Source organism: Pseudomonas sp. 24 E 13, from assembly GCF_900004715.1.
GTDB classification, from domain to species: domain Bacteria; phylum Pseudomonadota; class Gammaproteobacteria; order Pseudomonadales; family Pseudomonadaceae; genus Aquipseudomonas; species Aquipseudomonas orientalis_A.
In genome coordinates this window covers 1-22,919 of the sequence record NZ_CVTO01000094.1, presented here as the reverse complement: position 1 = coordinate 22,919, position 22,919 = coordinate 1, and the positions used below count along the sequence as shown (strand labels likewise).

Genomic DNA, 22,919 nt, shown 5'->3' with positions numbered 1-22,919 from the left:
TTCAGAACAGGTGCTTTATGACAGCAGCCAATGTTTACCAACAACGCCCCACCACCGGCGCCAAGGCCGAGTCGTCGCTGCACCATGCCGACCTCGCCAGCCTGGTCGGCAAGGGCCGCAAGAACGCCGGCGTAACCGTGCGTGAAAAGAAACTCCTCGGCCACCTCACCATTCGTGGCGATGGCCACGATGCAGCGTTCGCCGCCGGGGTGCACAAGGCCCTTGGCATCGAGCTGCCCGGCGCCCTGAGCGTGATCTTCAAGGGTGAGACGAGCCTGCAGTGGCTCGGCCCGGATGAATGGCTGCTCATTGTCCCGAGCGGCGAAGAGTTCGCCGCCGAACAAAACCTGCGCGCGGCCCTGGCTGATTTGCATATCCAGATCGTCAACGTCAGCGGCGGCCAGCAGATCCTCGAGCTCAGCGGCCCGAATGTGCGCGATGTGCTGATGAAGTCCACCAGCTACGACGTGCACCCTGATAACTTTCCGGTGGGCAAGGCGGTGGGCACGGTGTTCGCCAAGTCACAACTGGTGATCCGGCATACCGCTGAGGACACCTGGGAACTGCTGATTCGCCGCAGCTTCTCGGATTACTGGTGGTTGTGGTTGCAGGATGCCTCGGCCGAATTTGGCCTGAGCGTTCAAGCCTGACATGGCGCTCGCGCTGTCTCACCCCTTCACTGTAGGAGCGAGCTTGCTCGCGAAAAACTCAAAGACGCCGCGTTCATTCAGCATGCACGCATCATCGTTGGCGTTCTTCGCGAGCAAGCTCGCTCCTACAGTAGATAGCGTTGTTTGAGGAGTTACCCGCTATGAGCCGCGCACCCGACACATGGATTTTGACCGCCGACTGCCCCAGCGTGCTCGGCACGGTGGACGCGGTCACCCGCTATCTGTTCGAGCAGGGCTGCTATGTCACCGAGCACCATTCGTTCGATGACCGCCTCTCGGGCCGTTTTTTTATTCGGGTGGAATTCCGTCAGCCCGATGGATTTGACGAGCAGGGTTTCCGCGATGGCCTGGCCACGCGCGGTGAAGCGTTTGGCATGATCTTCGAGCTGACGGCGCCGAACTACCGGCCAAAAGTGGTGATCATGGTCTCCAAGGCTGATCACTGCCTTAACGATCTACTGTACCGCCAGCGCATCGGCCAGCTGTCGATGGACGTGGTCGCGGTGGTGTCCAACCACCCCGATCTGAAACCTTTGGCCGACTGGCATCAAATTCCCTACTACCATTTCCCCCTCGACCCCAACGACAAACCGTCCCAGGAGCGTCAAGTGTGGCAAGTGGTGGAAGACACCGGCGCCGAACTGGTGATCCTTGCGCGCTACATGCAAGTGCTGTCGCCGGAGCTGTGCCGCAAGCTGGACGGCAAGGCCATCAACATTCATCACTCGTTGCTGCCGGGGTTCAAGGGCGCCAAGCCGTATCACCAGGCGTACAACAAGGGCGTGAAGCTGGTCGGCGCCACGGCGCATTACATCAACAACGATCTGGATGAAGGGCCGATCATCGCCCAGGGTGTGGAAGTGGTGGACCACAGTCACTATCCCGAGGATCTGATTGCCAAGGGGCGGGATATCGAAGGGCTCACGTTGGCGCGGGCGGTGGGGTATCACATTGAGCGGCGGGTGTTTTTGAATGCCAATCGGACGGTGGTGCTCTGACTGGCGCCAATCGGGGGCAAGCCCCTCCCACATTTGAAATGCGTTGCCCTGTGGGAGGGGGCTTGCCCCCGATGAGGCCCTCACCCACAACACAAGAAACAGCATCTGTACCCAAGCACTTAACGCGCTGCCCACTCAACGGGCAACGCAGTTCCATAAAAACAACAGCGAGGTGAAAGCATGTCTGGTAATCGTGGTGTCGTGTATCTCGGCAACGGCAAGGTCGAAGTACAGAAAATCGACTATCCCAAAATGCAGGACCCGCGCGGCAGGAAGATCGAGCATGGCGTCATCCTGCGCGTGGTTTCCACCAACATCTGCGGCTCCGACCAACACATGGTGCGCGGCCGCACCACTGCCCAGACCGGCCTGGTGCTGGGGCATGAAATCACTGGCGAAGTGATCGAGAAGGGCAGCGACGTCGAAAACCTGAAGATCGGCGACCTGGTCTCCGTCCCCTTCAACGTGGCCTGCGGTCGCTGCCGCTCCTGCAAGGAAATGCACACCGGCGTGTGCTTGAGTGTCAATCCGGCGCGCCCGGGCGGTGCCTACGGCTATGTCGACATGGGCGACTGGACGGGCGGCCAGGCCGAATATGCGCTGGTGCCTTACGCCGACTTCAACCTGTTGAAACTGCCGGACCGCGACAAGGCCATGGAGAAAATCCGTGACCTGACTTGCCTCTCCGACATCCTGCCCACCGGCTACCACGGTGCCGTCACTGCCGGCGTTGGCCCAGGCAGCACGGTCTACATCGCCGGTGCCGGCCCGGTCGGCCTGGCCGCTGCCGCGTCAGCACGTCTATTGGGCGCTGCAGTGGTGATTATCGGCGACGTCAACCCGATCCGCCTGGCTCACGCCAAGGCCCAGGGTTTCGAGATCGCCGACCTGTCCACCGACACGCCATTGCACGAACAGATTGCCGCGCTGCTCGGCGAGCCGGAAGTCGACTGCGCCGTCGATGCCGTCGGCTTTGAAGCACGCGGCCACGGCCATGACGGCGTCAAGGCCGAAGCCCCGGCCACCGTGCTCAACTCGCTGATGGGCGTGGTGCGCGTGGCAGGCAAGATCGGTATCCCCGGCCTTTACGTCACTGAAGATCCGGGTGCCGTCGATGCCGCCGCAAAAATGGGCAGCCTGAGCATTCGCTTTGGTTTGGGCTGGGCCAAATCCCACAGCTTCCACACCGGGCAGACGCCGGTGATGAAATACAACCGCCAACTGATGCAGGCGATCATGTGGGACCGTATCAACATCGCCGAGATCGTCGGCGTGCAGGTCATCAGCCTGGATGACGCGCCACGCGGTTATGGCGAGTTCGATGCGGGTGTGCCGAAGAAGTTTGTGATTGATCCGCATAAGCTGTTCAGTGCGGCGTAAAGCGTTCGGCAATTAAAAAGGGCGACCCATGGGTCGCCCTTTTCATTGTGGGAGGGGCTTGCTCCCGATGGCAGTGTGTCAGTCAATCGATGTACGACTGATCCACCGCTATCGGGGGCAAGCCCCCTCCCACGTGGGTGTTGTGGTGTTTGGGGATCAGCGTGTGGCCAGTGCGCCCTGGTAGACGGTCGGGCCTGTGGGTTGTTTGCTGATGGAACCACCCTTGGTCTCCGAACTCACCATCAACTCCACCGGCTTGCTGATGGTTTCCTGCTGGCGCGGGTTCAGGCCGATGATGCCCTTGCCGTCCTCCGGCAACAGGCCCAGGGACACAGGCGTGCCATCTTTGGGAATTGCCCACAGCTCCAGGCTCTGGTCCGGTGCAGGTGCCGTGGCGGCAATCGGCTGCACTTCCAGGTAATCCTTGTGGGCCATGATTTGTGCGGCCGGCTGCTGGGTGGTGGTTACCAGGGTCGCCGCGGACTTGACGCTGTCCTGGGTGTAGAGCGCGCCACCAATACCGGCAACAACCACCGCGCAGGCGCCAATGAACAGGCGAGGGCGGCTCCAGAATGCAGGCTTGTGCTCAATCGCTTCGGGGTGGATCGCAGTCATAAGTCTCTTCCTGACAAATTTTGTAGTCAGTTCATGGACCCGCTTATCCCCAATGGGTTCCGGAACATCCGTCGGTATACCCAGTCCAAAGCGTGCTTTGCACCTATCTCCTGAGGTTGTCTTGATGAAGATTTCACGCGGTTTTGCCCTTTCCTGCCTGTTGAGCGTGGCCGCCGGCCCGGTCTTCGCCGCAGGTTTCAGCCTTGGCGATGCAGCCAACGCCATTTCCGGCATGCAGGGTGGCAACAACAAAGCTGCCGCCGCCGCGCCGACATCGGAAACGGCCGACCTGCTGACGGCCCTGACCTCGCAACTCAATATCACCCCCGAGCAAGCGGTCGGCGGCACCGGCGCCATGCTCGGCCTGGCCAAGAACAAACTGAGCGGCAACGACTTTTCGCAGCTGGGCAACAGCGTGCCGGGCCTCGATCAACTGTCGGGTAACAATGCATTGGGCAGCCTCGGCGCCTTGAGCGGGATGCTCGGCCAGAACGGCGGCAGCAAGACCAGTGGCCTGGACGGCCTGCTGGGTAACGTGAAAAACACCAATGACTTGAATACTGCGTTCAGCGCCCTGGGCATGGACAGCGGCATGATCGGCCAGTTTGCCCCGGTGATCCTGCAATACCTGGGCGGTCAAGGCGCCAACAGCTCATTGCTGAGCAAGCTGGCCCAGGCCTGGGGCACCGGCAGCTAAGGCTGCTCCGCGCGCAATTGTTCGATGCGCGCATCCTTCTCCTTCCAGAGCTGGTTGACCCAGTTCTGGACGGTCTGGCGAAATGCCGGATCGTTCTCGTAATCCCCCTGCCACAACGCCGGGTCCAGGTCACGGGTGCGGATATCCACAATCACCTTCGGCACCGCGCCGCTGATCAAGTCCCAGAACCCCGGAATCCTGGGTTGTGGGTACACCACGGTCACGTCGAGGATGGCGTCCAGTTGCTCACCCATTGCCGCCAGCACAAACGCGACGCCGCCGGCCTTGGGCTTGAGCAGCCGGCTGAACGGTGAATCCTGCTGTGCGCGTTTGGCCTCGCTGAACCGCGTGCCCTCCAGGTAATTGACCACGGTCACCGGCTGGCGCTTGAACAGCTCGCAGGCCTCTTTGGTGATTTTCAGGTCCTGCCCGGCCAGCTCCGGGTGTTTGGCCAGGAACGCCTTGGTGTAGCGTTTCATGAACGGGTAATCCAGCGCCCACCAGGCCAGGCCGAGGAAGGGCACCCAGATCAGCTCTTTTTTCAGGAAGAATTTGAAGAACGGCGTACGCCGGTTCAGCGCCTGGATCAATGCCGGAATATCCACCCAGGACTGGTGGTTGCTGATGACCAGGTAGGAGGTGTCACCCCGCAGGTCTTCACCGCCGCGAATATCCCATTGGGTGGGAATGCACACGGCGAAGATCAGCTTGTCGATCTCGGCCCAGGTCTCGGCGATCCACATCACCGCCCAAGACGCATAGTCACGCGAGCGGCCCGGCGCCACCAGCTTGAGCAGAGCGAACACCATCAAGGGGCCGATCAGGATCAGCGTGTTGAGCAACAGCAGCAGTGTGACCAGACAGCCGGTGAGCAGGCGGCGCATAAATAACTCTTGGAATCTTGTGGGCTTGCCATCATAAGCAAGGTGAGTCTAGAGGCCAAATCGCAAATGGCCGGACGAATGTTTCACAATGTGCCGGTTATGCTCGGTCATCCAACTAAGTGCTGTGTGCGCGGTCTAGAATTCGCCCACTTCTTTCGAGGAAATCATGCCGTGAAATTGCTCCTTGCCGCGTTTGCCCTAGCTATTCCCGTTCTGGCTGCTGCGCCTGCCATGGCCGCCGAACCGACCCTCTACGGTCGCTACGAATACATCCAGTTGCCGGAAATCGGCCAGACCTTCAAGGCCAAGATGGACACCGGCGCGCTGACCGCCTCGCTGTCGGCCCGTGACATCGAGACCTTCACCCGTGATGGCGACGATTGGGTGCGCTTCCGCCTCGGCGGCAGCGATGCGGGTAACAAGGTCTACGAACACAAGGTGTCACGCATCAGCAAGATCAAGAGCCGCGCCGACGAAGATGACGACAAGGACGAAGCCAGCGTGGCCAAGCGCCCGGTGATCGACCTGGAAATGTGCCTGGGCGACGTCAAGCGTACCGTGGAGGTCAACCTTACCGACCGCAGCAGCTTCAACTATCCGCTGCTGATCGGCGCCAAGGCCCTGCGTGAATTCGGTGCGGCGGTGAACCCGGCGCGTCGCTACACCGCCGACAAACCGGACTGCTGACGGACCCACATGGGTGATATCAGGCGGGCGGTTGGGTCTGCTGCATCGAAGGCCGCTGGCTGACCTCGGCGTACCAGGCGCTCAGCTTGGGGTTGTCTGCGCGCCAGTGCAGGTCCGGGTGGCGGAAGTCGAGGTAGCCCAGCGCGCAGGCCACGCTGATGGCGGCGATGTCGAAGTGGCTGGCCAGTTCGGCGATGGCGCTCTGCTCCAGCTCGGCCAGTGCACGCCGCATCTTGTTGCGCTGCTCGTCCAGCCACGGCTCCCAATGCTTCTCGACCGGGCGCATGGCGGTTTCGTAGCGTACCAGCACGGCGGCGTCCATGATCCCGTCGGCCATCGAGGCCAGGGTCAGGCGGCGCCAGCGGGCCGAGCCGTCGCGGGGGATCAGCGGGTTGCCGACGTGCTGGTGGTCGAAGTAATCGAGGATCACCCGGCTGTCGTGCAGCACCGAACCGTCGGCCAGGCGCAGGGCCGGGATCTTGCCGACCGGGTTGCCTTGCACCACCTCGGCGTCCGGGTTGACGGGGGTGGGCAGGCAGGCGTGCAGGGCGACGCGGTCCTGCTGACCGGTCTCGCTCAACAACACGCGGACTTTGCGTACAAAGGGTGAAGCGGGGTTGTGGAACAAGGTCATGCTGGGGGCGGACATGGGCATTCCTCGAAATAGGCTGGGGTTAGCCTAGAGGGTTGCGGGGTGGCTGGCGAGGGGGATTTTCGCTGGAGCTTAGGGCCTCATCGGGGGCAAGCCCCCTCCCACACTTGAATGTGTTTACAAATCAAATGTGGGAGGGGGCTTGCCCCCGATAGCGCCCTCAGGCGTGACGCCTGACCAACCCCCAGGCCCCAATGCCAGCCGGTATACCCAACCCCACCCAACTCAACGAATCCCACCACCCATCCCCCAGCAACGCCGCAAACAACCCGGCGGCGCTGAGCAGGCCGATCCCCAGCGGGATGCCGAACACCTTCCAGAAATTCGACTGCCTCGGCTTCATGTCTTGCCCGCCTTGCGTCGCACGATCCATAAGTAAATGCCGCTGACCAGCACCACGATGGTCAGCACATCCAGCAGCGCCCAGAGGATTTTCATCGGCATGCCGCCGTAGTCTCCGAAGTGCAGCGGCTGGGACATGCCCATGGCGTCCATGTACCACGGCCGTTGGGCGATGGCGGTGACGGCCAGGGTGCTGGCGTCGATCAATACCGGTGTGAGCAGATGGGAGGTGAGGTGGGTACTGCCTTTCATGAACACGGCGTAGTGATGCTCGCTGGAGAAGCGCGTACCGGGGAAGGCGATAAAGTCCGGTTGCATGCCGGGCGCAGCCTTGGCGGCGATGCTCAGCAAATCGCTGGCCGGCGCGCGTTGGGTCAGCGGCGGGGCGTCTTTGTAGGGTTCGATCAGGGCGCTGAGACTGTCCTGGCGCCAGGCGGCGATGATCAGGTCGGCACAGGCGCTGATCACACCGGTCACACCCACCACCAGCGCCCAGGTCAGGGTGACCACGCCGATCAGGTTGTGCAGGTCGAGCCAGCGCAGGCGCGTGGATTTGTCCTGGCGCACGGTGGCGAACTTCAAGCGGCGCATGAACGGCAGGTACAGCACCGTCCCCGAGACAAGCGCCAGCACGAACAGCAAACCCATGAACGCCAGCAACAGCTTGCCGGGCAGCCCGGCGAACATGTCCACATGCAGGCGCAACAGGAACAGGGTGAGCCCGCCATTGGCTGACGGCATCTCCACCGTTTCGCCGGTGCGCGCATCGAGCATGAAGGTATGCGACGCATTCGGCTCGGTACCGGCCGTGGCGGCCATGATCGCGATGACACCATTTTTGTCATCCTCGTCCCAGGCCAGGTACTGCATGGCCTCGCCGGGGCGATGGGCCTGCGCTTTGGCCACCAGCTGCTCCAGGTTGAGCTGCGGCGTATCGGCGGGCATCTGCTTGAGCTCGGGTTCGTTGCCCAGCAGGTGATCGATCTCGTGATGGAACACCAGCGGCAGACCGGTGAGGGCGAGCAGCAGCAAGAATACGGTGCAGATCAGGCTGGTCCAGGTGTGGATGAAGGACCAGCGGCGGATGGTTTTGCTTTTCATTTTCTCGCCTTCAGACACACCAAAGCCGCCCTGGTGGACGGCCTGGTTGTTAACTCAGCCGATTACCACTGGTAGGTGGCGCTGGCGACAACGCTGCGTTGGTCGCCGAAGTAGCAGTAGGAACCGTCACAGGTGGAAATGTAGTCCTTGTTGAACAGGTTGGTCGCGTTCACTTTCACCGACGCGCCCTTGAGGCTGTTGTCCAGGCGGCCGAGGTCGTAGTGCACGGCACCGTCAAATACCGTGTAGGCGTTGGCTTTGCCGGACCAGGTGTTGGCCTGGTCGCCGTAGGTATTGCCGGTGTAGCGGGCGCCAAAGCCGATGCCGAAACCGTCGAGGGCGCCGGTATGCCAGGTGTAGTCAGTCCACAGGGAGGCTTGCTGGTTAGGCATCAATTGCAGGCGGTTGCCTTTGAAGTCGCCTTTTTGCACTTCGGATTTGGCCAGGGTATACGCCGCGATCACCTTGAGGTTTTCGGTGACGTCAGAGATGGCTTCCAGCTCCAGGCCCTTGACCTTCACTTCGCCGGTCTGGTCGGTGAGTGACACGCCACCGGACTGGAAGCTGGTGACCAGCACGTTTTTCTGGGTGAGGTCATACACCGCCGCGCTCAGCAGGGTGTTCGAACCGGGTGGCTGGTACTTGATCCCCAGTTCCCACTGCTTGCCCTCCGTGGGTTTATACGACTCGGTGGGGGAGACGCTGGCGTTGCTCGCCGGTTGGAACGATTCGGCGTATGAGATATAGGGTACGAAGCCTGAGTCGAACACATAACTCAGCGCCGCGTTGCCACTGAAGTTCTTGCTGCGGTCGGTGTTGGTCGCATCGTTTTTGTTGAAGTACGTGGTGCCCTGGTGCACCCAGTCTTCACGACCGCCCAGGGTCAGGCGCCAGTTGTCCAGGGCCATCTGGTCCTGCACGTAGAGGCCGGTCTGGATGGTTTTCTGGTTGTAGTCATAGAACGCGGTGGAACGCGCCGGCCGCACGACCGGCTGGGTATTGACCGGGTTGAAGATGTTGATCGTTCCGGCGAGGCCGAAAATCGACGTGTAGGAAGTGTCGGTGCGCTGATGGTCCAGGCCCAGCAGCAGGGTATGGGTGATATCGCCCGTGGCGAAATCCGCCTGGAAGTTGTTATCCACCGCGAACTGGCCAATGTCCTCGTCCACGTTGGTCGACGAGCGGCTGATATTGCCGGCCGCGTCCGCTGGCGAGAAGGCGAACGAGCCCACGGTCAGTTGCTGGAAAGCCAGTTCCGACTTGGTGTAGCGCAGGTTCTGCCTGAACTGCCAGGTGTCGTTGAAGCGGTGTTCGAAGGCATAGCCCAGTGCGTAGTAAGTGCGGTCGTAATACTCGTAATCCGGATCGCCGAGGTTCTTGTGGTGCGAGATGTCCCCCAGGGGCGATTTGATCTTGGTGCCCTGGATCGGCAGGAACTGGCTGGTGGTGCCGGTATCGTCACGGGTGAACTGCGACAGGAACGTCAGCTTGGTATCGGTATCGATATTCCAGGTCAGGCTTGGCGCGATGTTGTAGCGCTTGTTGTCGATGTGATCGACCTGGGTGCCGGCATCGCGCACCACGCCGCTGAGGCCGTACAGGAACTGGCCTTCGTCATCGATCTTGCCGGTGCTGGCAAAGTTGATCTGACGATAGTTGTCGCTGCCGTATTGCACCTGGATGGCGCTGCTCTGTTCGGCGCTGGGGCGGCGACTGACCATGTCCAGCAGGCCGCCCGGCGGGGTCTGGCCGTAAACCGAGGAGGCCGGGCCGCGCAGCAGGGCGAGGCGATCGAGGTTCCAGGTTTCGGCTTTCGGGTTGGCGTACACACCACGGGGCAGCGGCAGGCCGTCGAGGAATTGGGTAGGTTCGAAGCCACGCACGCGCATCCAGTCGTAGCGGGTGTCGCTGCCGTAGCTGGCGGACACGATGCCGGGCATGTATTTGACTGCGTCGTCGAGGTTCTGCACGTTGCGATCCTGCATTTGCTCGCGGGTCGCCACCGAGATCGAGCGCGGCGCCTCGACCAGGGCCGTGTCGGTCTTGGTGCCGGCGGCAGTGCGCTTGGCCAGGTAGCCCTCCACCGGCCCCCAGGCGCTCTCGTAATTACCTTGCCCAATAATGCTGGTCTGCGGCAATGCCACCACGCCGTCCGCAATCGCCACCAGGGTAAAGGTCCCGGCGCTGCTTTGCTCCAGCTGCAGCCCAGTGCCGCGCAAGGCTTCGCGCAATGCGCCCTGGGCATCGAATTGGCCCTTGACCGGTGCCGAGGTCTTGCCGGCGGCGAGCGTCGGGTTGAGGGTGAGCGCGAGACCGGCCTGGCTGGCAATCTGGTTCAGGGTGGCGGCCAGTGGGGCGGCCGGCAGGTTGTAGGCGCGCACGCTGGCGGACTGTTCGGCAGCGATCAGCGTGGGGCTGATCAGCGGGGCACCGAGGGCAATGGCCACGGCTAACAGGCTGGGGCGCAACAGAGTGTCTAGCGTGCGGGACATGGGTGGCTCCTGAATGAAAATATTTCTCAATTGCCTAGGTGCCGGACGAGAATCGGAAAGTGATAGGGCGGGGTGGAAATATTTTTTCGGTGGTGTTTTTGAGGGCCTCATCGGGGGCAAGCCCCCTCCCACATTTTGACTGTATTCACAAATCTAAGTGTGGGAGGGGGCTTGCCCCCGATGGCGATCTTCAGATGCCGCAGAACCTAAGGCCTACCCTTGACGGTCACCCACCACGGCGTGTGCTGCTCGATCCGCACCGGCAGGGTCGGCAACAGCGCATTGAGCGCCAGGGTGGTGTCGTGCAGCGGGAAGCTGCCGGTGATGCGCAGGTCGGCCACGTTGTCGTCCACCGCCAGATGGCCGCTGCGATAACGACCGAGTTCGGCCACCACATCGCCCAGGCGGGCGTTGTCGACCACCAGCATGCCGCGGGTCCAGGCGTCGCTGGCCGGTGGGACGGCAAGCAGCGCGCCAAGGCCGTCGCTGCGCATCAGTACTTGCTGGCCGGCCTTGAAAATCCGTTCCTGAGGCAGTGCTTCAGGCTGGGCGGCCACCGCCGATTGCAGCACGCTCAGGCGCGTGGCGTGGTCTTCGCGCCTCACGATGAACCGCGTACCCAGCGCCCGCAGGTTGCCGTCGCGGGTCTGTACAGAGAATGGACGTGCATCGTCATGGCCGGTCTCGACCAGGATTTCGCCCTCCTGCAACACAATCACGCGGCGTTTATCGTCGAAGCGCACGTCGATGGCCGTGTGGGTATTGAGACGGATCCGGGTGCCGTCAGCCAGCTCAAGGGTGCGCTGCTCACCGGTGGCGGTGCGTTGATCGGCCAGCCAATAGTGGATGGGCACATAGCGCTCACCGGCAAACAATGCCAGCCCGCACACCAGCACAATGCTCGCCAGGCCACGGCCCAGTTTGCGCATGCGCTGGCGCGCGTTGTCGTGGGAGTGCAACAGCGCGGCCCGCGCGGGGCCGGACGCTGCGCTGAAACGCTGGTCGAGCATGCCCAGTTGGCGCCAGGCGCGGGCGTGTTCTTCGTCGCTGGCCAGCCACTTGGCGAATTCTTCCTGTTCCACCACGCCGCCGTCGCCGGAATCAAGGGACAGCTGCCAGGCAATCGCGGCGTCCAGCACGTGGGCAGACACCGGCTTGCCACTGATCAGGCTCATGATGGCTCGCCATACAACGCGATGTAGCACTGGCGAATGCCCTGGGCCAGGTACTGGCGCACGCGCGGCACCGACACACCCAGGCGCTGGGCGATGTCTGCATGGCCCAGGCCGTCGAGGCGGTTATAGAGGAAGGCGACGCGGGCTTTGCTCGACAGTTTGCCGAGCAGGCGGTCGATGGCCTTGAGGTCTTCGAGGATCAGTTGCTGTGCTTCGGGCGATGGGTGTTCGCTTTCCGGGATCAGCATCAATTCGGTGAGGTAGGCCTGTTCCAGGGCGGCGCGGCGGAAGTAGTCGAACAGCAGACCCTTGGCAATCGCTACCAGGAAGGCGCGTGGCTCGCGGGGTTCGCGCAGGCCGTCACGGCCGAGCAGGCGCATGAAGGTGTCCTGGCTCAGGTCTTCGGCGCGGCTCGGGCAGGCCACGTTGCGCCGCAGCCAGGCCAACAGCCAGCCACGATGGTCGCGATACAACGCGCCAACAAGCTCACTGTGTGGGGTCTGGGCCGACGACAAGGCATCACCGAATAAAGTTTAAACTAACGAGAATTATTCGCGATTGTGTCAGAGCGGTGATGTGGGCGCAATTGGCGTCTGTCGGGCAATGCCACTAAAACGATGGCGCCTGTTTACGCCGCCGCCATTGGCTCAAGCGCTCCTGCAGCGCCTGGGGCGTGTCGATGTGTTGCCGGCGTGCACGGCTGAACAGGATCAGCATCAGCTCCGCCGTGGCCAGTGCATCGGCGCTGGCGTGATGGCGCTCGCCCACCTGCAAGTTGAAATGGTTGATCCACTCATCCAGACCGGCCTCACGGATGTTCGCCTCGGGGCACAGCAGCGGGGCGATATCGGCCACATCGAGAAAGGGATGGGCCAGGCGATAACCCAGGCTCTCCTTGAGCGCCCGGCCCAGCATGTGTTGATCGAACGGCGCATGGAAGGCCAGCAGCGGGCTGTCGCCCACGAACGCCATGAAATCGAGCAGCGCATCCACCGGGTCGCTGCCGGCCGCGATGGCGCTGGGCCCCAGGCCATGGATCAACACGCTGGGGCTGAGTTTTCCGGCGGTGCGTTGCAGGGTGCGTTCGAACATCTGCGAGAAATCCACTGCGCCGTCCTCGATCACCACGGCGCCGATGGACAGCACCTGGTCACGGTTGAGGTGCAGGCCGCTGGTTTCCAGGTCGACCACCACCCAGCGCTGGCTGCGCAAGGGCTCATTGCCCAGTGCGGCGGGCGCGGGCAGTTGGCCCAGGCGTTGCTGCTGCGCCGCATCGAGCCGCGGTTTTTTCGCGCGCAACCAGTTGAACAGGCTCACAGTTGATACCGCAAGGTCAGGCTGCTTTGCAGGCGCTGGGCCTGACGCAGGGATTCGCGCAGGATGCGCCGGTCCAGGTGATTGAGGCTGTCGGGATCGACGCGGTTGGAATATGGCAGGTTTTCCCGGGTCTGCATCTGATGCTGCTGCATGCGGGTTTGTTGAATGAAGTGGTAAGCCTCTTCATACGCCGCGCCGTCCAGCCGCTCGATCACCTGCCGGGCGACCAACTGGCGCAGCCGCTCCAGCGTATTGTTGGCGTGGATGCCATGGGCCAGGGCCAACACACGCGCAGCGTCCACGAACGGCGTGAGGCCCTGCACCTTGAGATCCAGGGTGGCCTTTTCCCCGCTTTTGCGCGTCAGCACAAATTCGCGAAAGCGCCCTACGGGTGGGCGTTGGCGCAAGGCATTCTCGGCCAGCATGCGCTGGAACAGCCGATTGTCCGCCACCTGATCCAGAATGCCCTGGCGCAGTTGCTCGCAACCCTGCTCATCGCCCCACACCACGCGCAGGTCGAAATAGATGCTCGAACCCAGCAGGTTTTCCGGTGTGGCTTCGCGAATGAACGCGGCAAACCGGCGGGCCCATTCGGCCCGTGACAGGCACAACTGCGGGTTGCCGGCCATGATATTGCCCTTGCACAGGCTGAAGCCGCACAGCGCCAGGCTCTGGTTGATCTGCTGTGCCAGGGGCAGCAGGCGTTCGCGAATCTCGGCGGCTTCCACGGCGTCTCGGGCCTCGAACAGGATGCCGTTGTCCTGGTCGGTGTACAGCGTCTGTTCACGGCGGCCTTCGCTGCCAAAGCACAGCCAGCTGAAGGGCACGCCGGGGTCGCCTTTTTCCGCCAGGGTCAGCTCGATGACCCGGCACACGGTGTGATCGTTAAGCAAGGTAATGATGTGGGTGATCTGCGTAGACGACGCACCGTGGGCCAGCATGCGTTCGACCAACTGGCCGATCTCGCCGCGGATCGCCACCAGTTGTTCCACACGGGATGCGTTGCGGATGGTCCGCGCCAGGTGCACCAGGTCGACGCGCTGCAGGGAAAACAGGTCGCGCTCCGAGACCACGCCGCACAGGCGCTGGTCCTGCACCAGGCATACATGGGCGATATGCCGCTCGGTCATGGCGATCGCCGCGTCGAACGCGCTGTGGTCCGGGCTCAGGAAGAACGGCGCTTGGGTCATATGACCGGCGATGCCTTGACTGAAATCACCGGTGCCGTCGGCCACCACCTGGCGCAGGTCACGCAGGGTGAAGATGCCCAGCGGCGCCTTGTGTTCATCGACAATCACAATGCTGCCGACCTGCTGCTCGTGCATCAGCCGCACCGCTTCGCGCAGCGCAGTGTCCGGGCTGCAGGTGACCGGGTGGCGCATGGCCAGCTCACCCAGGCGAGTGTTCAACGAGTATTGGGTGCCGAGGGTTTCCACGGCTTTTTGCTGCACCTGCTGGTTGACCTGATCGAGCAGGCTGCTGACGCCGCGCAAGGCGAAGTCACGAAACGGGCTGGAAAGGGCGAACAGCTTGATGAACGCCATCTTGTTCAGTTGCAGGCAAAAGGTGTCTTCGCAGGCTTTGTGCTCGGTGCGGGTGGCGCGTTCACCGAGCAGGGCGGCGAGGGGGAAGCACTCGCCGGTGGTGATTTCGAACGTGGGGTCTGTGGCGTCCGGCCGCTCGCCGACCACGCGGCCCTGCTTGACGATATAAAAATGCTCGACCGGCCCGCCCGACGGTTTGAGGATGCTGTCGCCGGGGCCATAGAAACGCAGTTGGCACTGCTCCACCAGAAACGCCAGGTGCGCATTTTCCATCTGGTTGAACGGCGGGAAGCGCTGCAGGAATTGCAGGGTGCCGTGGATATTCTGCAACACGGCGGTTTTACCCGCCTGCGTGAAAGCATCAGCTTTACTCATAACAGTGACCGCAGTTTTTTTGTCGTTATCGTGCTGCATGGTCGACTGCTGCACGGCGGGTGCCCATTGGACGTAAGTCTAGGTCGGGGACCCCTGCGCAAAACTAGGGAAAAGCCTTACATGACTATCGTCCAAAACCCGTAGAACGCCCACTAGGCAAACTTTCCGACGAAGTGCACATTGTTCGCCCTTCCGCAGATGTCTGACGAGTGCTGGGAGATTGATAAGAATTGCTGAGAAACGTATGTCCGACCACGATATTTTGAGTGATGCCGAGCGCGAGGCGCTGAGCGCCGTGATGCTGGAGCCTGATTTACCGCCACAACGCGTGTTGATCGTGGACGACGACAAGGATGCGCGTGAACTGTTGGCGGAAATCCTCGGGCTGGACGGTATTCGCTGCATGACGGCTGACAACGGGGAGAGCGCGTGGGCGTTGTTGAAGTCGCACAGTTCCATTGGGTTGCTGATCACCGATTTGCGCATGGCGCCGAGCGACGGCTTGGAGTTGATCCGCCAGGTGCGCGAATCGCCCCGTGCGGCGTTGCCGATCATCATCATATCGGGGGACGCCGAAGCGCCGGATGTGATTGATGCGATGCATTTGAGCGTGGTGGACTTTCTGCTCAAGCCGATTGATAGCGAGAAGTTGGCGAAGCTGGTGAAGCGGGAGTTGGGGATGGATTCTTGACTGATCGTTCCCACGCTCTGCGTGGGAATGCCACCCGGGACGCTCCGCGTCCTGCTTTCAGCGCAGAGCCCGGCGCCAGCTCAAAGGTGACGCGGAGCGTCACGGGATGCATTCCCACGCGGAGCGTGGGAACGATCTATCAACCGCAAATAAAAAGCCCCAATCTCACGATCAGGGCTTTTTTCATTTACAGGCCATTTTTAGCCTTGAACTCCCGACGCCGGCGGTGCAGCACCGGCTCGGTATAGCCATTCGGCTGTTTAGTCCCTTCAATCACCAACTCCACCGCCGCCTGGAACGCGATGTTGCTGTCGAAATCCGGCGCCAGCGGGCGGTACAGCGCGTCTCCGGCATTCTGGCGGTCCACCACTGGCGCCATGCGCTTGAGGCTTTCCATGACCTGGGCTTCATTGACGATGCCGTGGCGCAACCAGTTGGCAATGTGCTGGCTGGAGATGCGCAGGGTGGCGCGGTCTTCCATCAGGCCCACATCGTTGATGTCCGGCACCTTTGAACAACCGACGCCCTGGTCGATCCAGCGCACCACATAGCCAAGAATGCCCTGGGCATTGTTGTCCAGTTCGTTGCGGATCTCTTCTTCGGACCACTCGGTATTTTGCGCCAGAGGAATCGTCAGGATGTCATCCACCGAGGCGCGTTCACGCTTGGCCAACTCGGCCTGGCGGGCGAACACGTCGACCTTGTGGTAGTGCAATGCATGCAGTACAGCCGCCGTTGGCGACGGTACCCAGGCCGTGTTGGCGCCGGCCAGTGGGTGGGCGATTTTCTGTTCGAGCATCGCGGCCATCAGGTCGGGCATTGCCCACATGCCTTTACCGATCTGTGCACGCCCTTGCAGGCCGGTGCTCAAGCCGATATCGACGTTCCAGTTTTCGTAGGCGCCGATCCACTTCTCGGCTTTCATGGCGGCCTTGCGCACCATGGCGCCGGCTTCCATGGAGGTGTGGATTTCGTCGCCGGTGCGGTCGAGGAAGCCGGTGTTGATAAACACCACACGTTCGCTGGCCGCCTTGATGCAGGCCTTGAGGTTGACCGTGGTGCGGCGCTCCTCGTCCATGATCCCGACTTTCAGCGTGTTACGCGTAAGGTTCAGCACGTCTTCGATACGGCCGAACAGCTCGTTGGTGAACGCCGCTTCTTCGGGGCCATGCATCTTCGGTTTGACGATGTACACGGAGCCGGTGCGGCTGTTCTTGCGCGAGCTGTTGCCGTTGAGGCTGTGGATCGCCGCCAGGCTGGTGAGCAGGCCGTCGAGGATGCCTTCCGGCACTTCGTTGCCGTCTTTATCGAGGATCGCGTCGATGGTCATCAAGTGGCCAACGTTGCGCACGAACAACAGTGAGCGCCCGTGCAGGGTGACGTCGTTGCCATCCACGCCGGTGTAGACGCGATCAGGGTTCATGGTGCGGGTGAAGGTCTTGCCGCCCTTGGCCACTTCTTCGGCCAGGTCGCCCTTCATCAGGCCGAGCCAGTTGCGGTAGATCACCACTTTGTCGTCGGCATCCACGGCGGCGACGGAGTCTTCGCAGTCCATGATGGTGGTCAGCGCAGCTTCCACCAGCACGTCTTTGACGCCGGCGGCGTCGGTCTGGCCGACCGGGGTGCCGGCGTCGATCTGCAGCTCGAAATGCAGGCCGTTGTGCTTGAACAGGATCGCAATCGGCTCGGCCGCCGGGCCCTGGAACCCGATCAACTGCGCGTCGTCACGCAGGCCGCTGTTACTGCCACCCTTGAGGCTGACGATCAGCTTGCCGTCGACGATCTTGTAGCCGGTGGAGTCAACGTGACTGCCGGCGCTGAGCGGCGCGGCCTCATCGAGGAAGGCGCGGGCGAAGGCGATGACCTTGTCGCCGCGCACTTTGTTGTAGCCCTTGCCCTTCTCCGCGCCGTCGGCTTCGCTGATGGCATCGGTGCCATACAGCGCGTCATACAGCGAACCCCAACGTGCATTGGAGGCATTGAGGGCGAAGCGGGCGTTCATCACCGGCACCACCAGTTGGGGGCCGGCCATGCGTGCGATTTCGTCGTCGACGTTTTGGGTCGAGGCCTGGAAGTCTGCGGCTTCTGGCAGCAGGTATCCGATGTCTTGCAGGAAGGCTTTGTAGGCCACCGGGTCGTGGGCCTGGCCGGCATGGGTCTGGTGCCAGGTATCGATGCGCGCCTGGAAATCGTCGCGTTTGGCGAGCAGGGCTTTGTTCTTCGGCGCCAGGTCGTGAATGACCTTGTCGGCACCGGCCCAGAACTGGTCGGCAGTGATGCCGGTACCGGGAATGGCTTCGTTGTTCACGAAGTCGAACAGGACTTTGGCGACCTGCAGGCCACCGACTTGAACGTGTTCAGTCATTGCTTGCCTCACTCTGCGGAGCTTATGCGCTTTTTCAGATTTTCATTATGTAGTGCACGGTTGGGCATACTACATGATGACTTGCGGTTGTGAAAATTAGACTAAATACGTCGTTTAGCGACCCACTTTGGTCGGACGGTCACAGCGGAGAATCGGATGTTCTCAAAAAACTATTGGATTGTTCCAGATAAATATAAAAATGGTACACGATTTGTTTTCGAGCTACCGCGCGTCCACCTTGTAGGAGCGAGCTTGCTCGCGAAAAACCTGAGCGTACCGCTGATGTCAGTTTTTTCGCGTTATCGTTGATGACCTTCGCGAGCAAACTCGCTCCTACAGGAATCGCACCCGAGGTATTTCGCCATGGATCATCTTGTACTCACAATTATTGCCGCCGACAAACCCGGCCTGGTTGAACGCATCGCGCACACCATCGCCGCCCAGGGTGGCAACTGGCTGGAAAGCCGAATGGCCCATATGGCCGGGCAGTTTGCCGGGATTCTGCGCGTCAGCGTTCCTGCAGAGAACCGTCAGCAACTGGTGGGGGCGCTGGAGGATTTATCCACCCACGGCATTCGCGTGCTGGTAGGCGAGGGCAGTTCCGGCCAGGCATCGGCTTGCAAATCGATTGTGATGACCCTGGTGGGCAATGATCGCGCCGGCATCGTGCGGGAGATCACTGCACTGTTGAGCAAGCAGGGCGTCAACCTGGAGCGCTTGAGCACCGACGTGCGCCCGGCCCCGATGAGCGGCGATCCGCTGTTCAACGCCGAGGCCTTGTTGCAAGTGCCGTCAAGCCTGTCCCTGGAGGCGTTGCAGGCGTCCCTGGAAACCCTGGCAGACGATCTGATGGTGGAATTGCGCAACGATGAATGAGCACCCATGAGGTTATGCATGGAAATCTTGCATGGACCTGTGGATAACCTTTGGGTCAATGTTTGCAAGCCAGGCCGGCTAAGGCTTGCAGAGCTTTGAGCGTTTTTTGATCAGCGTTTGCGCACGCTCAGCCAGATATCCACGCTGTACACCACCAGGCCCGCCCAGATAAAGGCAAAGGCGGTCAGCGTGCTGGGCGCCAGGTGTTCGCCGAACAGCAGCACGGCTTCCAGCAACACCAGGGTGGGCGCTACATACTGCAAAAAGCCCAGTGCGGTGTAAGGCAGATGCCGCGCGGCGGCGTTGAAACAGACCAGCGGGATCAGCGTCACGGGGCCTGCGGCCACCAGCCACCAGGCCTCGGAGGTGCTCCAGAATTCCAGCTGTGCGCTGTGGGCCGTCGGGTTGAACAGCAACCAGGCGATGGCAATCGGCACCAGCATCCAGGTTTCCACCACCAGCCCCGGCAGGGCTTTGACCGGCGCCTGTTTACGGATCAGCCCGTAGAAGCCAAAGGTCAGCGCCAGTACCAGCGATACCCACGGCAAACTGCCCACTTGCCACACCTGTTGCGCCACACCGACCGCCGCCAGGACCACGGCCACCCATTGCAGGCGGCGCAGGCGTTCGCCGAGCAGCAGCATCCCCAGCAGTACGTTGACCAGCGGGTTGATGTAGTAACCCAGGCTCGCTTCCAGCATGCGCCCGGTGTTGACCGACCATACATACGTCAGCCAGTTGGCCGCTATCAACGAACCGCTGAGGGCGAGGATCGCCAGGCGCCTGGGGTTGTCGCGCAGTTCGCGAAACCAGCCCGGGTGTTTCCACACCATCAGCAGCAAGCCACCGAACAGTGCCGACCACAGCACGCGATGCACGATGATCTCGGCGGCGGGGACACTGGCAATGGCTTTGAAATAGAGCGGGAACAGGCCCCAGGTGATATAGGCGCTTAGGCCCAGGATGTACCCCTTGCGGGGGTTTGCGGCGTGCATTGCAGAATCCTTGCTTAGGCAGCTAACAAAGCGCAATTGTAAGGATATTTGTCAGGCAATGGGGACCTGCTTTTTGTAGGAGCGAGCTTGCTCGCGAAGATCGTCAACGATAACGCGGGAGGCCTGTTGCCCAATGGCGCTCTCGGGTTTTTCGCGAGCAAGCTCGCTCCTACAGGAGAGCGTCGCGTTGCTCAGAACAGTTTCAAGGGTTCTTCGTTGAGGGCCGACAGCTGCTCACGCAACGCCAGCACCTGGTCACCCCAATAGCGCTCGCTGCCAAACCACGGGAAGCTGTGGGGAAAGGCCGGGTCGTCCCAGCGCCGCGCCAGCCAGGCGCTGTAGTGCATCAGGCGCAGGGCGCGCAAGGGTTCGATCAGGGCCAGTTCACGGGGGTCGAAGTCGTGGAACTCCTGGTAGCCGTCCATCAATTCCGACAGTTGACCCAGGCATTCCTGGCGGTCGCCGGCGAGCATCATCCACAGGTCCTGTACCGCAGGACCCATGCGACAGTCATCCAGGTCGACGATGTGGAACATCTCGTCGCGGCACATCATGTTGCCGGGGTGGCAGTCGCCGTGCATGCGGATGTTCTTGTGCGGGGTGGCCTTGTAGACCTCTTCCACACGTTTGAGCAGGTCGCGCGCCACGGACTCGTAGGCCGGCAACAGGCTTTTGGGAATGAAGTTGCCTTCGAGCAGGGTGGTCAGGGAATCGTGACCGAAGTTCTTCACGCCCAGGGCTTCGCGGTGTTCGAACGGGCGGGTGGACCCCACCGCGTGCAAGCGACCGAGCAGTTGCCCGAGGCGGTACAGCTGGTCGAGGTTGCCCGGCTCCGGCGCGCGGCCGCCACGGCGTGGAAACAGGGTGAAGCGGAAACCCTGGTGCTCGAACAGGCTTGCGCCGTTATGGATCAGCGGGGCGACCACCGGCACGTCGCACTCAGCCAGTTCGAAGGTGAAGCGGTGTTCTTCCAGGATCGCTTCGTTGGTCCAGCGCTGGGGCCGATAGAACTTGGCGATCAGCGGTTCGGAATCTTCGATGCCCACCTGATACACGCGGTTTTCGTAGCTGTTGAGCGCCAAAATGCGCGCATCGCTGAGAAAACCGATGCTTTCGACGGCGTCGAGGACCAGGTCGGGGGTGAGTGTTTCAAACGGGTGGGCCATGCGAACTCCTGCGCGCAGCAGGTCGCCGCGTCCGGCCGGGTATGGTAACCCAGCGGGCTTGAGATAGGGGGCGACTGTGGGATCGCCATCGGGGGCAAGCCCCCTCCCACATTTAACTGTATTCACAAATCAAGTGTGGGAGGGGGCTTGCCCCCGATGAGGCCCTGTCAGGCGCCGACAACCCCACCATCATCGCGCCGAATCGCCAGCACCGACGAACGCGGCTTGCCGTTCGGCAGATGCTCCGGCCACGTCGAGCCGCCGGTTTCGCCAGGGTGTTGAATACCCACAAACAGGGTTTTCTGATCCGGCGAAAAGCTGATCCCGGTGACTTCACACGCCACCGGCCCGACCATGAAGCGACGAATCTCCCCGGTGCCCGGGTCGGCGCACAGCATCTGGTTGTTGCCCATGCCGGCGAAGTCGCCCGCGTTGCTGTAGTCGCCGTCGGTGAGAATCCACAGGCGGCCAGCCTTGTCGAAACCCAGGCCGTCCGGGCTGTTGAACATGTTTTGCGGGTTGATGTTGGACGAGCCGCCCTTCGGCGAGCCCGCGTGTACGCCGGGGTTGCCGGCGACGACGAACAGGTCCCAGGTGAAGTCCGTGGCTCCGTGGTTATCGGCGTCGGCTTTCCAGCGCAGGATCTGGCCGTAGACGTTCTTCTCGCGCGGGTTGGGCCCGCCCACCGGCTGGCCGTCTTCGCCGCGCTTGGCGTTGTTGGTGAGGGTGCAGTAGACCTGGCCGTCCATGGGGCTGACCACGATCCATTCCGGGCGGTCCATGCGCGTGGCTTTCACCACGCTGGCGGCCAGGCGGGCATGGATCAGCACTTCGGCCTGGCTGGCAAAGCCTGTACCGGCATCGATACCGTTTTTGCCGTGGGTGAGTTCGACCCATTGGCCCTTGCCCCTGGGATGATCGGCATCGCCATTGCCCGCGTCGAAGATCGCCACGTACAAGGTGCCGTGATCGAGCAAATCCTTGTTGGCTTTCGAGTTGTCGTGGTTGATCGGATCGCGGCTGACGAACTTGTAGATGAATTCGCCGCGCTCGTCATCGCCCATGTACACCACCGCGCGTCCGTCGCGGGTCTCGGCCAGGGCCGCGTTTTCGTGCTTGAAACGGCCCAGGGCGGTGCGCTTGACCGGGGTGGATTGCGGGTCGAACGGGTCGATTTCCACCACCCAGCCGTGGCGATTGAGTTCGTTGGGGTTCTTGGCCATGTCGAAGCGCGGGTCGTGGGGGTGCCAGTTGATGTCCTTGCTGGCGGCGACCGCGCCGTAGCGTTTTTGCCCGGCGTCGAAGGCCTGCTGTGGGTTGCTGCTGCCGAAACAGTCGGTGAAGTTCTCTTCGCAGGTGAGGTAAGTGCCCCACGGGGTCTTGCCGTTGGCGCAGTTCTGGAAGGTGCCCAGGGCGTGCTTGCCGGTGTTGTCGGCGCTGGTTTTCAGCCAGTCGTGGCCGGCGGCGGGGCCGCTCAGGCGGATCGGCGTGTTGCCGTGGATGCGCCGGTTGTAGCGTGAATCCTGGACGAACTGCCAAGTGTCGCCCTTGCGCTGAATTTCGATCACCGACACGCCTTCGCTGGCCAGGGCCTTGCGCACGTCTTCGGCCGATTGCGGTGCGCCGCCGTGGGCGTAGAGGTAGCGGTAGTTGGTGTATTCGTTGTTGATCGCCATCAAGGCGCGGTTGTCATCGCCGGGGAAGGGAAACAGGCTCATGCCGTCATTGTTGTCGCCGAACTGCTGTTCCTGGGCCTTGGCCGTGCCGTTGCCGGAGGGGTCGAAGGCCGGCGCCTGGGTGCTCAAGGGCTGGCCCCAGCTGATCAGCACCGAGGCGCTGTAGCCGGGCGGCAGGGTGATGGTGTCACTGGTGGCGGCGGCGATGCCGGTGAAGCCC

Annotated in this window: 21 protein-coding genes; 7 read left to right on the top strand and 14 right to left on the bottom strand. The window is 62.1% G+C overall.

The genetic code is table 11. The annotated features are described in order from the left end of the window. Window positions 1–17: 17 nt before the first annotated feature. The 3 genes from BFP90_RS06495 (at window position 18) to fdhA (ending at window position 3,049) form a co-directional block, all read left to right on the top strand. Window positions 18–650 (top strand): sarcosine oxidase subunit gamma, encoded by a 633-nt coding sequence (locus BFP90_RS06495; protein ID WP_065892464.1) that lies wholly within the window; start codon window positions 18–20, stop codon window positions 648–650. Between the two features lie 161 nt (window positions 651–811). After that, complete coding sequence (gene purU / locus BFP90_RS06490; RefSeq protein WP_016977808.1) at window positions 812–1,669, top strand: formyltetrahydrofolate deformylase; 858 nt, start codon at window positions 812–814, stop codon at window positions 1,667–1,669. Between the two features lie 180 nt (window positions 1,670–1,849). Beyond that, window positions 1,850–3,049, top strand: a complete 1,200-nt coding sequence (fdhA, locus tag BFP90_RS06485; RefSeq protein ID WP_065885453.1) for a formaldehyde dehydrogenase, glutathione-independent — start codon at window positions 1,850–1,852, stop codon at window positions 3,047–3,049. 156 nt (window positions 3,050–3,205) lie between these two features. Here fdhA and BFP90_RS06480 read toward each other — a convergent pair whose 3' ends face one another. Further along, window positions 3,206–3,664, bottom strand: coding sequence for an anti-sigma factor domain-containing protein (locus BFP90_RS06480; protein WP_065894111.1), 459 nt, complete (start codon window positions 3,662–3,664; stop codon window positions 3,206–3,208). 124 nt (window positions 3,665–3,788) lie between these two features. On the opposite strand from BFP90_RS06480, the gene BFP90_RS06475 reads away from it, so the two are divergent. Beyond that, a complete protein-coding gene (locus BFP90_RS06475; protein WP_065885455.1) occupies window positions 3,789–4,361 on the top strand; it encodes a DUF2780 domain-containing protein in 573 nt (190 codons plus the stop codon). Here BFP90_RS06475 and BFP90_RS06470 read toward each other — a convergent pair. Next, a complete protein-coding gene (locus BFP90_RS06470) occupies window positions 4,358–5,245 on the bottom strand; it encodes an acyltransferase (RefSeq protein ID WP_065896283.1) in 888 nt (295 codons plus the stop codon). The genes BFP90_RS06475 and BFP90_RS06470 overlap by 4 nt on opposite strands. 231 nt (window positions 5,246–5,476) lie before the next feature. On the opposite strand from BFP90_RS06470, the gene BFP90_RS06465 reads away from it, so the two are divergent. Continuing rightward, window positions 5,477–5,932: a retropepsin-like aspartic peptidase RloA2 gene (locus tag BFP90_RS06465; protein ID WP_065885457.1), complete on the top strand. Its 456-nt coding sequence runs from the start codon at window positions 5,477–5,479 to the stop codon at window positions 5,930–5,932. 19 nt (window positions 5,933–5,951) lie between these two features. Here the strand turns inward: BFP90_RS06465 and BFP90_RS06460 are convergent, their stop codons facing one another. The 8 genes from BFP90_RS06460 to BFP90_RS06425 form a co-directional block, all read right to left on the bottom strand. Further along, window positions 5,952–6,581, bottom strand: a complete 630-nt coding sequence (locus BFP90_RS06460; protein ID WP_065894114.1) for a glutathione S-transferase family protein — start codon at window positions 6,579–6,581, stop codon at window positions 5,952–5,954. 163 nt (window positions 6,582–6,744) lie between these two features. Further along, window positions 6,745–6,927 (bottom strand): hypothetical protein, encoded by a 183-nt coding sequence (locus BFP90_RS06455; RefSeq protein ID WP_065896282.1) that lies wholly within the window; start codon window positions 6,925–6,927, stop codon window positions 6,745–6,747. Continuing rightward, the gene (locus BFP90_RS06450; protein WP_065896281.1) at window positions 6,924–8,027 is read right to left on the bottom strand and encodes a PepSY-associated TM helix domain-containing protein; all 1,104 of its coding nucleotides are present in this window, start codon (window positions 8,025–8,027) and stop codon (window positions 6,924–6,926) included. The genes BFP90_RS06455 and BFP90_RS06450 overlap by 4 nt, the downstream gene beginning before the upstream one ends. A 62-nt stretch (window positions 8,028–8,089) precedes the next feature. After that, on the bottom strand, window positions 8,090–10,519 hold the full coding sequence (locus tag BFP90_RS06445; protein WP_065896280.1) for a TonB-dependent siderophore receptor: 2,430 nt from the start codon (window positions 10,517–10,519) through the stop codon (window positions 8,090–8,092). A 206-nt stretch (window positions 10,520–10,725) separates the two neighbouring features. Continuing rightward, on the bottom strand, window positions 10,726–11,694 hold the full coding sequence (locus BFP90_RS06440) for a FecR domain-containing protein (RefSeq protein WP_065896279.1): 969 nt from the start codon (window positions 11,692–11,694) through the stop codon (window positions 10,726–10,728). Next, window positions 11,691–12,209, bottom strand: a complete 519-nt coding sequence (locus tag BFP90_RS06435; RefSeq protein WP_065896278.1) for an RNA polymerase sigma factor — start codon at window positions 12,207–12,209, stop codon at window positions 11,691–11,693. Before BFP90_RS06435 ends, BFP90_RS06440 begins: the two co-directional genes overlap by 4 nt. A 94-nt stretch (window positions 12,210–12,303) precedes the next feature. Further along, window positions 12,304–13,011 carry a 3'-5' exonuclease gene (locus BFP90_RS06430; RefSeq protein WP_065896277.1) on the bottom strand — a complete coding sequence of 236 codons (708 nt, stop codon included), beginning with the start codon at window positions 13,009–13,011 and terminating at the stop codon, window positions 12,304–12,306. Continuing rightward, a complete protein-coding gene (locus BFP90_RS06425; protein ID WP_170876035.1) occupies window positions 13,008–14,930 on the bottom strand; it encodes a putative nucleotidyltransferase substrate binding domain-containing protein in 1,923 nt (640 codons plus the stop codon). The genes BFP90_RS06430 and BFP90_RS06425 overlap by 4 nt, the downstream gene beginning before the upstream one ends. Window positions 14,931–15,174: 244 nt before the next feature. On the opposite strand from BFP90_RS06425, the gene BFP90_RS06420 reads away from it, so the two are divergent. Further along, a complete protein-coding gene (locus BFP90_RS06420; protein ID WP_065894120.1) occupies window positions 15,175–15,621 on the top strand; it encodes a response regulator in 447 nt (148 codons plus the stop codon). Between the two features lie 187 nt (window positions 15,622–15,808). Here BFP90_RS06420 and BFP90_RS06415 read toward each other — a convergent pair whose 3' ends face one another. Next, entirely contained in the window at window positions 15,809–17,986 is a 2,178-nt protein-coding gene (locus BFP90_RS06415) for a malate synthase G (protein WP_065896276.1), read from the bottom strand. Between the two features lie 363 nt (window positions 17,987–18,349). On the opposite strand from BFP90_RS06415, the gene BFP90_RS06410 reads away from it, so the two are divergent. Next, on the top strand, window positions 18,350–18,862 hold the full coding sequence (locus tag BFP90_RS06410) for a glycine cleavage system protein R (protein ID WP_065896275.1): 513 nt from the start codon (window positions 18,350–18,352) through the stop codon (window positions 18,860–18,862). A gap of 110 nt (window positions 18,863–18,972) precedes the next feature. Here BFP90_RS06410 and rarD read toward each other — a convergent pair whose 3' ends face one another. From rarD to BFP90_RS06395, 3 genes are all read right to left on the bottom strand, one after another. Then, entirely contained in the window at window positions 18,973–19,857 is an 885-nt protein-coding gene (rarD, locus tag BFP90_RS06405) for an EamA family transporter RarD (protein WP_065885467.1), read from the bottom strand. Window positions 19,858–20,048: 191 nt separating this feature from the next. Then, the gene (locus tag BFP90_RS06400) at window positions 20,049–21,023 is read right to left on the bottom strand and encodes a serine/threonine protein kinase (protein ID WP_003176519.1); all 975 of its coding nucleotides are present in this window, start codon (window positions 21,021–21,023) and stop codon (window positions 20,049–20,051) included. 167 nt (window positions 21,024–21,190) lie between these two features. After that, window positions 21,191–22,919 (bottom strand): PhoX family protein (locus BFP90_RS06395; protein ID WP_065896274.1); only part of this gene is annotated, 1,729 nt, incomplete at its 5' end.

Bases quoted from the DNA above. Each gene is read 5' to 3' on its own strand.
- BFP90_RS06495 (WP_065892464.1), top strand. From the start codon at position 18: ATGACAGCAGCCAATGTTTACCAACAACGCCCCACCACCGGCGCCAAG.
- purU (WP_016977808.1), top strand. From the start codon at position 812: ATGAGCCGCGCACCCGACACATGGATTTTGACCGCCGACTGCCCCAGC.
- fdhA (WP_065885453.1), top strand. From the start codon at position 1,850: ATGTCTGGTAATCGTGGTGTCGTGTATCTCGGCAACGGCAAGGTCGAA.
- BFP90_RS06480 (WP_065894111.1), bottom strand. From the start codon at position 3,664: ATGACTGCGATCCACCCCGAAGCGATTGAGCACAAGCCTGCATTCTGG.
- BFP90_RS06475 (WP_065885455.1), top strand. From the start codon at position 3,789: ATGAAGATTTCACGCGGTTTTGCCCTTTCCTGCCTGTTGAGCGTGGCC.
- BFP90_RS06470 (WP_065896283.1), bottom strand. From the start codon at position 5,245: ATGCGCCGCCTGCTCACCGGCTGTCTGGTCACACTGCTGCTGTTGCTC.
- BFP90_RS06465 (WP_065885457.1), top strand. From the start codon at position 5,477: ATGGCCGCCGAACCGACCCTCTACGGTCGCTACGAATACATCCAGTTG.
- BFP90_RS06460 (WP_065894114.1), bottom strand. From the start codon at position 6,581: ATGTCCGCCCCCAGCATGACCTTGTTCCACAACCCCGCTTCACCCTTT.
- BFP90_RS06455 (WP_065896282.1), bottom strand. From the start codon at position 6,927: ATGAAGCCGAGGCAGTCGAATTTCTGGAAGGTGTTCGGCATCCCGCTG.
- BFP90_RS06450 (WP_065896281.1), bottom strand. From the start codon at position 8,027: ATGAAAAGCAAAACCATCCGCCGCTGGTCCTTCATCCACACCTGGACC.
- BFP90_RS06445 (WP_065896280.1), bottom strand. From the start codon at position 10,519: ATGTCCCGCACGCTAGACACTCTGTTGCGCCCCAGCCTGTTAGCCGTG.
- BFP90_RS06440 (WP_065896279.1), bottom strand. From the start codon at position 11,694: ATGAGCCTGATCAGTGGCAAGCCGGTGTCTGCCCACGTGCTGGACGCC.
- BFP90_RS06425 (WP_170876035.1), bottom strand. From the start codon at position 14,930: ATGAGTAAAGCTGATGCTTTCACGCAGGCGGGTAAAACCGCCGTGTTG.
- BFP90_RS06420 (WP_065894120.1), top strand. From the start codon at position 15,175: ATGTCCGACCACGATATTTTGAGTGATGCCGAGCGCGAGGCGCTGAGC.
- BFP90_RS06415 (WP_065896276.1), bottom strand. From the start codon at position 17,986: ATGACTGAACACGTTCAAGTCGGTGGCCTGCAGGTCGCCAAAGTCCTG.
- BFP90_RS06410 (WP_065896275.1), top strand. From the start codon at position 18,350: ATGGATCATCTTGTACTCACAATTATTGCCGCCGACAAACCCGGCCTG.
- rarD (WP_065885467.1), bottom strand. From the start codon at position 19,857: ATGCACGCCGCAAACCCCCGCAAGGGGTACATCCTGGGCCTAAGCGCC.
- BFP90_RS06400 (WP_003176519.1), bottom strand. From the start codon at position 21,023: ATGGCCCACCCGTTTGAAACACTCACCCCCGACCTGGTCCTCGACGCC.